This window comes from Variovorax sp. CCNWLW186 (genome assembly GCF_037203865.1).
Taxonomy (GTDB): domain Bacteria; phylum Pseudomonadota; class Gammaproteobacteria; order Burkholderiales; family Burkholderiaceae_C; genus Variovorax.
Window position 1 is genome coordinate 51,396 of record NZ_JBBCBO010000028.1, and the last position, 7,537, is coordinate 58,932.

Sequence of the window (7,537 nt, forward strand, 5' to 3'; positions counted from 1 at the left end):
CCGGAGCCGCGGTTTCTTTTTTCTTACGTGTTGCCATGGATGTTCTCCTCTCAGGCGCCGAGCTGGCGAGCGACGAACGTCGTACGCAGCGGAAGCTTGGCGGCGGCCAGGCGGAACGCTTCGCGGGCGAGTTCTTCGGGCACGCCGACGATCTCGAACACGATCTTGCCAGGCTGGATTTCAGCGACGTAGTACTCGGGGTTGCCCTTACCGTTACCCATCCGCACTTCGGCGGGCTTGGTAGAGATCGGCTTGTCCGGGAACACGCGGATCCAGATACGGCCACCGCGCTTCACGTGACGCGAAATCGCGCGGCGAGCGGCTTCGATCTGGCGCGCCGTGAGGCGGCCGCGGTCGGTGCATTTGAGACCGAAGTCACCGAACGCAACCGAGTTACCCGTGGTTGCGATGCCGGTGTTGCGGCCCTTTTGTTCCTTGCGGAACTTTCTGCGTGCAGGTTGCAGCATTTTTAATACTCCGTAGTTCTAAGACCGATCACTCGGTCTTGGCACCGTCAGCTGCTGCAGCTGGCGCGGCTTTGCGGACGCGCTTAACGGCGGGTTTCGAGTCTGCACCCGGAGCAGCGGGAGCTGCGCCAGTAGCTTCTGCGGGCTTGTCGCTGCCGTCGGCCGGTGCGGTGTTGCCACCGATCGGGCCACGGGCACCGGCGCGCGGGCCGGGACCACGACGATCCGAACCTGGACGGTCGCCACCAGGGCGGCCATCACGGCGGGGACCACGCGGACGACGCTCTTCGTCGGGACGCGGCGTTTCGACGGCCGGCAGGTCGTTACGACCCAGCGTGTCGCCCTTGTAGACCCAGACCTTGACGCCGATGACGCCGTAGGTGGTCTTGGCTTCCGAGGTGCCGTAGTCGATGTCGGCGCGCAGCGTGTGGAGGGGCACGCGACCTTCGCGATACCACTCGGTACGAGCGATTTCGATACCGTTCAGGCGGCCAGCCGACATGATCTTGATGCCTTGGGCACCCAGACGCATGGCGTTTTGCATGGCGCGCTTCATGGCGCGGCGGAACATGATCCGCTTTTCGAGCTGCTGCGTGATGCTGTCGGCGATCAGCTGGGCGTCGATTTCGGGCTTGCGCACTTCTTCGATGTTCACTGCCACCGGCACGCCGAGCTGCTTGCCCAGTTCGCGCTTGAGGTTCTCGATGTCTTCGCCCTTCTTGCCGATCACGACGCCCGGACGAGCCGAGTAGATCGTGATGCGTGCGTTCTTGGCGGGACGCTCGATCATGACGCGCGACACCGAAGCGTTCTTCAGCTTCTTCTTCAGGTATTCGCGGACCTTGATGTCTTCGGCCAGCATGCCCGCGAAATCGCGGTCGCTTGCGTACCAGCGGCTGGACCAGTTACGGGTAACCGCAAGGCGGAAGCCGGTCGGATGGATTTTCTGTCCCATATTTCTTCCAGGCGTTCTTAGTTGCCAACCGTCACGTACACATGGCACGTGGGCTTGCTGATGCGGTTACCGCGACCCTTGGCTCGCGCGGTGAAGCGCTTGAGCGTTGCGCCCTGTTCGACGTAGATGGTCTTGACCTTCAGTTCGTCGATATCGGCGCCATCGTTGTGCTCGGCGTTGGCAATTGCCGACTCGAGCACCTTCTTGATGATCACAGCGGCTTTTTTCTGCGTGAATTGCAGAACGTTGAGCGCTTGATCAACCTTCTTGCCGCGGATCAGGTCAGCGACCAGACGGCCCTTGTCGACCGAGAGGCGGACACCGCGGAGGACTGCACGTGTTTCAGACATGGTCGTTCCTTACTTCTTCTGGACTTTCTTGTCCGCGGGGTGCCCCTTGAACGTGCGCGTGAGCGCAAATTCGCCGAGCTTGTGGCCGACCATTTGATCGGTAATGTAGACAGGCACGTGCTGCTTGCCGTTGTGCACGGCAATGGTCAGGCCGATGAACTCGGGCAGAACCATCGAGCGGCGCGACCAGGTCTTGATCGGCTTCTTGTCCTTCGTCGTCACTGCCTTGTCGGCCTTGGCCACGAGGTGATGGTCAACAAACGGACCCTTTTTGAGAGAGCGAGTCATTTGCTATCCCTTACTTCTTGCGGCGCGACACGATGAAGACCTGCGTGCGCTTGTTGTTACGGGTACGGTAGCCCTTGGTCAGGTTGCCCCATGGGTCGACAGGATGGCGGCCTTCGCCGGTCTTGCCTTCGCCACCACCGTGCGGGTGGTCGACCGGGTTCATCACCACGCCGCGAACGGTCGGGCGAATACCCATGTGACGCTTCACACCGGCCTTGCCGAGTTGGCGCAGGCTGTGCTCTTCGTTTGCGACTTCACCGATGGTGGCGCGGCATTCGATGTGGATGCGGCGCACCTCACCCGAACGCATGCGGACCTGGGCGTAGACGCCTTCGCGAGCCAGCAGCGTGGCCGACGTACCGGCCGAGCGCGCGATCTGCGCACCCTTGCCGGGTTGCAGTTCGATGCAGTGGATCGTCGAGCCGACCGGAATGTTGCGGATCGGCAGCGTGTTGCCTGCGCGGATCGGGGCTTCCGAACCGCTCAGCAGCGTTGCACCGGCTTCAAGACCGCGCGGGGCGATGATGTAGCGGCGCTCGCCGTCGGCGTAGCAGACCAGGGCAATGTGGGCGGTGCGGTTCGGGTCGTACTCGATGCGTTCGACCTTGGCCGGAATGCCGTCCTTGTTGCGCACGAAGTCGACAACGCGGTAGTGGTGCTTGGCACCGCCGCCACGATGACGGATCGTGATGTGGCCGTTGTTGTTGCGGCCGGCCTTCTGGAACTGGGGCTCCAGCAGAGGCGCGTGAGGAGCACCCTTGAACAGGTGGTCCCGCGAAATCTTCACCGCGCCGCGTTGGCCCGGCGAAGTGGGTTTCATCTTGATGACGGCCATGATTAAGCGCCTTCCCCGACGAGGTTGAGCTCTTGACCGGGCTTCAGGGTCACATAGGCCTTGCGAACGTTGTCGCGGCGGCCGATGGACTTGCCAAAGCGCTTGGTCTTGCCCTTGGTGTTGAGCACCGACACGCCCTGGACTTCGACCTTGAACATCAGTTCGACAGCGGCCTTGATCTCGGGCTTGGTGGCGTCTTGCAGCACCTTGAAAGTGACAGCGTTCGACTTCTCGCCGACCATCGTGGCCTTTTCGGACACGATCGGGGCGACCAGCACCGCCATCAGGCGGCCTTCTTCGAACGTACGTTCAGCGGCGGTAGGGTTCACGCGGCTCATGCGAACATCTCCTTGAGCTTGTCGACGGCACCCTTGGTGACCAGCACCTTCTTGTAGTGAACCAACGACACCGGATCGGCGTAGCGGGGTTCGACCACGAGAACGTTCACCAGATTGCGCGAGGCAAGGTACAGGTTTTCGTCGACTTCTTCGGCGATCACGAGCACGGACTCGAGATTCATTGCCTTGAAACGGGCTGCCAGCGGCTTCGTCTTGGGCGAATCCACGGTCAGCGAATCCACCACGGCCAGACGGCCTTCGCGAGCGAGCTGCGAGAAGATGGCGGCCATGCCGGCGCGGTACATCTTCTTGTTGATCTTCTGCGAGAAGTTTTCGTCAGGCATGTTCGGGAAAATCCGGCCACCCCCGCGCCACAGCGGCGAGGACGTCATACCGGCACGGGCGCGGCCCGTTCCCTTTTGCTTGAAAGGCTTCTTGGTCGAGTGCTTGACCTGCTCGCGGTCCTTCTGGGCGCGCGTGCCTTGGCGGGCGTTGGCCTGGAATGCAACGACGATCTGGTGAACCAGGTCTTCGTTGTAGTCACGGCCGAACACGGTCTCTGGGGCGTCGTACTTCGACGCGGCCTGGCCTTGTTCGTTCAGGAGTTCGAGTTGCATTACTTCGCTCCTTCAGCCGCTTGCGGCTTGGCCTTGATGGCGGGACGCACGGTGACAAAGCCACCCTTTGCGCCCGGGATCGCGCCCTTGATGAGCAGCAGTTGACGCGCTTCGTCGATGCGGAACACATCGAGGTTCTGCGTCGTCTTGGTGACGTCGCCGAGGTGGCCCGTCATGCGCTTGCCGGGGAACACGCGACCAGGGTCTTGTGCCATGCCGATCGAGCCGGGAACGTTGTGCGAACGGCTGTTACCGTGCGACGCGCGTTGCGAGCTCATGTTGTGGCGCTTGATGGTACCGGCGTAGCCCTTACCGATCGAGGTGCCTTGCACGTCGACCTTCTGGCCCACGGAGAACACGCTGCTCGCAGCGATGACGCCACCAGCCTTGTGCTGACCCGCGGTATCGGCGGTCACGCGGAATTCGCGGATGATTTCACCAGCTTCGACACCCGCCTTGGCGAGGTGGCCGGCTTGGGGCTTGGTCACGCGCGATGCCTTGCGCGAACCGAACGTCACTTGCAGCGCGACGTAGCCGTCGGTCTCTTGCGACTTGATCTGGGTCACACGGTTGTTGGACACATCCACCACCGTGACAGGAACTGCGTCCCCGTCATCGGTGAAGAGACGCATCATCCCCACCTTGCGGCCCAGCAACCCGAGGGAGTTGCTCAGACTCATTTGTTTTCTCCAAAAATGGATCCTCTTCCGCCGCTGTCACTTCAATTGGCAACAGCGTTTAGCCGATCGCCCGAAGGCTTCCCGGCTTGCGAAAGAAGGTTGATAAATCTCCGCACTCACGGCATCCATACGGACGCAACAAGGGCAGAGCCAGTGATTATAGCCCGCTATGCGGGCGCTGTGCAAGCAGCGTTGCACGGCGGCCCAAGGGGGCTTTTTGCCCCGGTTCAGGCCGCTTTTTGCTTATTTGACAGGCATCGTGATGATGCTGTCGCCGTCCGACGTGGATTTCATTTCACCGGTGGACTTGAGAGCTGGCGCCACCGTGCCGGTCTGGACGGGGATCGAGACGGCGCTCGACGCGCCGTCCTGCGTGATGAACACATTGAGGTAGGCCAGGCCCTCGGCCTCGCTCACCACGGCGATCGTGGCCGTGGACCGCTTGCCCGCAGGCAACGCGAGCGTGCTGCTCCCCTGAAGAGTGAGACCGCGGTCGGCAACCAGGCGGACCGCGGCGCCGTCGGCCGCAGTCACACCGTCGAAGTTAAGAACGACGGGGGTAGCGCGGCCCAGTTGCGGCGTGGCCTCCAGGCGGTATTGGAGCTTGACGCCGGAACTGCCGGGCTTCTGTGGCGCCGAGGTCATGGGGGCATGGCGATGCGCCCCTGGGTGCTTGGCATTGCGCGCCGCACGCTCGCCGTCTGCCGCGGCAGGCGTCGACAACGCCGCCAGAGCGAGGCATGCCGCTGCCATCACGGGGATCGAACGAGAGTTCATAGCGGCCTTTCTTACTGCTGAATGGAAACGTCAAAGCACGGATCGCCAGTGCCGAGGTTCGTCACGGCCAAAACGTGCTCGCCGGCCGTGAGGCCGGCCGTATTGCCGGTTCGGGCGACCAGTCCGCCCCTGAAGATGTCGAAATCCGGGATGGATCCGGGCGGACCGTTCACGAGGATCTGATAGCTGCCGCTGGCAGGCGCCGTAAAACGGACATAGGAGTAGTTGCCCAGCTTGTTGTTGTCCTCCGTACCGGCATCATCGGAAACGCACGCCTGGGTTACGCCGCCGCCCACGACGGCACTCCGGTACATCGGAATCGTGACCGGAATTCCGCCGTTGTTCGTTTCGGCGGTACCGAATGGGTCGCTGGGCGCTGCGCTGATGCCCTGCCCGGTGAGCAGGGCAGCCAGTGCTGCAGCGCTGCCCGGAGCAACTGTATTGAAGGCGGCGGCGAACGGATGAATCGAGGTGACCGCAACGCTGCCCCTGAACTGAACGCTGGTCAACGCGTCATGTATGGGCTTGAAGCCGACCTGCTGGTTGAGATTCCAGAAAATCGACTGGATTGATGGCTCGCGGTACCAGCCCGGCGTGGTCGCGGCGCCTGCACCCAGATCGATGTTGGTCCTGAACTGTGTCGACGACTGCTGCGCTCCGCCGGAGTCGACGTAGTTTCGCCGCTCGAGCGCGATGCCCGACCACGCATTGCCCCACCCTTCGGAGAAGGCCAGCCTGCGATCGAGCTGCTGACTCTGCGAATGGGAGCCGCCCATCGAATCATCGCGGCTGAACGCCGATTGGTAGTAGTGGCCCCATTCATGCGCGATCACCGAATCGTCGTATTCATCGGTGTCGACATCTTCTTTACCCAGCACATAGATTTCACGGCCGCTGGTTCTGCTGATGAAGGAGGTGGTACCTATGCGCCCTGTTGCGGGATCAAGAACGCCAATCGAGGGCGCATTGTTGGCACTCCAGAACACGCGCAATGCCGGAAAAGCCGCCGCAGGCGCCACCGACACCACCTTCTGCATCGACGTGTAGACCGTGTCCAGGATGGCGAAAGGCGCCGCCACCCGGTCTTCGGTGTAACCCGACCCGCCCCAGCCTGAAGGCGCATGAAGGTCGCGCACCAGCGCCACGCTGCCCGATGAGAATGTCGGGCTCTGCATGGAATACAGCGCATTGGACCGGGTGTTGTCCCGTACCGTCACGTCCCAGCTCGGGCCCGGGCCGCTGCGCGCCAATTGGGCCTTGACGCGCACCGCAACCGCCGTGTTCGCGGGAACAGACACAGAATAGTTACCGTTGTCGTCGGTGGTTGCCGTGGCCAGTTGCGCGGAAGTATCCCCGTTGAGCACTTCCACCACGGCACCGCGCACGGGCCTTGGTGCGGAGCTGGCATAAACCAGGGTGCCGCTCGGGTTCGGCACGGATTCATAAGTGGCCTTGCCGCTCAGCGTGACCGAGCCCACCGACGGGGGACTGATAGGCAAGAACGGAATCCCGCCGCCCCCTCCACCGCCTCCGCCACCACCGCAGCCGACCAGCAACGCTGCCGCTGCGATACATGCCATCACACCCGACGCCAAAGAGTTGCCGTGTCTCATGCTGTACTGCCTTCGTCTCAGATCGGCCGACGTATCGGCCAATGAAAGCCGCCGCCTTGGTGAGGATGCCACATCTGCGCGGCAAAAAACAAAGCCCGACTGCATTTCTGCATTCGGGCTTTGTCACAAGATGCGGCACGGGGCCGCAGTGCTTATTGCAGCTTGATTTCGACGTCCACGCCGGCCGGCAGGTCGAGCTTCATCAGCGCGTCCACGGTCTTGTCGGTGGGATCGACGATGTCCATCAGGCGCTGATGCGTGCGGATCTCGAGCTGGTCGCGCGACGTCTTGTTGACGTGCGGCGAACGCAGGATGTCGAAACGCTTCATGCGGGTCGGCAGGGGCACGGGACCCTTGACGATCGCGCCGGTGCGCTTGGCGGTATCGACGATTTCGGCTGCCGACTGGTCGATCAGCTTGTAATCGAATGCCTTCAGGCGGATGCGGATTTTTTGCTTGGTAGCCATGGTGATTCCTTTGCGTCCGGCTTAGATGTCGAGGATCTTTGCCACGACGCCCGAACCCACGGTGCGGCCGCCTTCACGGATGGCGAAGCGCAGGCCTTCTTCCATCGCGATCGGGTTGATCAGCTTCACGGTGATGCTGACGTTGTCGCC

Annotated in this window: 11 protein-coding genes and 1 pseudogene; all 12 read right to left on the minus strand. The window is 62.5% G+C overall.

The window, feature by feature from the left end; genetic code table 11:
* Positions 1-50: 50 nt before the first annotated feature.
* Positions 51-467 (minus strand): 50S ribosomal protein L16, encoded by a 417-nt coding sequence (rplP, locus tag V9K97_RS24570; protein WP_007838137.1) that lies wholly within the window; start codon positions 465-467, stop codon positions 51-53.
* Positions 468-495: 28 nt separating this feature from the next.
* On the minus strand, positions 496-1,422 hold the full coding sequence (rpsC, locus tag V9K97_RS24575) for a 30S ribosomal protein S3 (protein WP_028259872.1): 927 nt from the start codon (positions 1,420-1,422) through the stop codon (positions 496-498).
* Positions 1,423-1,439: 17 nt separating this feature from the next.
* Positions 1,440-1,772, minus strand: a complete 333-nt coding sequence (gene rplV / locus V9K97_RS24580; protein WP_007838134.1) for a 50S ribosomal protein L22 — start codon at positions 1,770-1,772, stop codon at positions 1,440-1,442.
* 9 nt (positions 1,773-1,781) lie between these two features.
* Positions 1,782-2,060 (minus strand): 30S ribosomal protein S19, encoded by a 279-nt coding sequence (gene rpsS, locus V9K97_RS24585; RefSeq protein ID WP_007838132.1) that lies wholly within the window; start codon positions 2,058-2,060, stop codon positions 1,782-1,784.
* Between the two features lie 10 nt (positions 2,061-2,070).
* Entirely contained in the window at positions 2,071-2,895 is an 825-nt protein-coding gene (gene rplB, locus V9K97_RS24590; RefSeq protein WP_015867666.1) for a 50S ribosomal protein L2, read from the minus strand.
* 2 nt (positions 2,896-2,897) lie between these two features.
* Positions 2,898-3,233 (minus strand): 50S ribosomal protein L23, encoded by a 336-nt coding sequence (gene rplW / locus V9K97_RS24595; protein WP_007838129.1) that lies wholly within the window; start codon positions 3,231-3,233, stop codon positions 2,898-2,900.
* The gene (gene rplD, locus V9K97_RS24600; RefSeq protein WP_028259871.1) at positions 3,230-3,850 is read right to left on the minus strand and encodes a 50S ribosomal protein L4; all 621 of its coding nucleotides are present in this window, start codon (positions 3,848-3,850) and stop codon (positions 3,230-3,232) included. Before rplD ends, rplW begins: the two co-directional genes overlap by 4 nt.
* The gene (rplC, locus tag V9K97_RS24605; protein WP_157616207.1) at positions 3,850-4,530 is read right to left on the minus strand and encodes a 50S ribosomal protein L3; all 681 of its coding nucleotides are present in this window, start codon (positions 4,528-4,530) and stop codon (positions 3,850-3,852) included. Before rplC ends, rplD begins: the two co-directional genes overlap by 1 nt.
* Positions 4,531-4,773: 243 nt before the next feature.
* Positions 4,774-5,307 carry a hypothetical protein gene (locus V9K97_RS24610; RefSeq protein WP_337321270.1) on the minus strand — a complete coding sequence of 178 codons (534 nt, stop codon included), beginning with the start codon at positions 5,305-5,307 and terminating at the stop codon, positions 4,774-4,776.
* A gap of 11 nt (positions 5,308-5,318) precedes the next feature.
* Entirely contained in the window at positions 5,319-6,920 is a 1,602-nt protein-coding gene (locus V9K97_RS24615; RefSeq protein ID WP_337321272.1) for a carboxypeptidase-like regulatory domain-containing protein, read from the minus strand.
* 152 nt (positions 6,921-7,072) lie between these two features.
* The gene (gene rpsJ / locus V9K97_RS24620) at positions 7,073-7,387 is read right to left on the minus strand and encodes a 30S ribosomal protein S10 (RefSeq protein ID WP_007838118.1); all 315 of its coding nucleotides are present in this window, start codon (positions 7,385-7,387) and stop codon (positions 7,073-7,075) included.
* A gap of 21 nt (positions 7,388-7,408) precedes the next feature.
* A pseudogene (tuf, locus tag V9K97_RS24625) lies at positions 7,409-7,537 on the minus strand (elongation factor Tu); the annotation flags it as partial.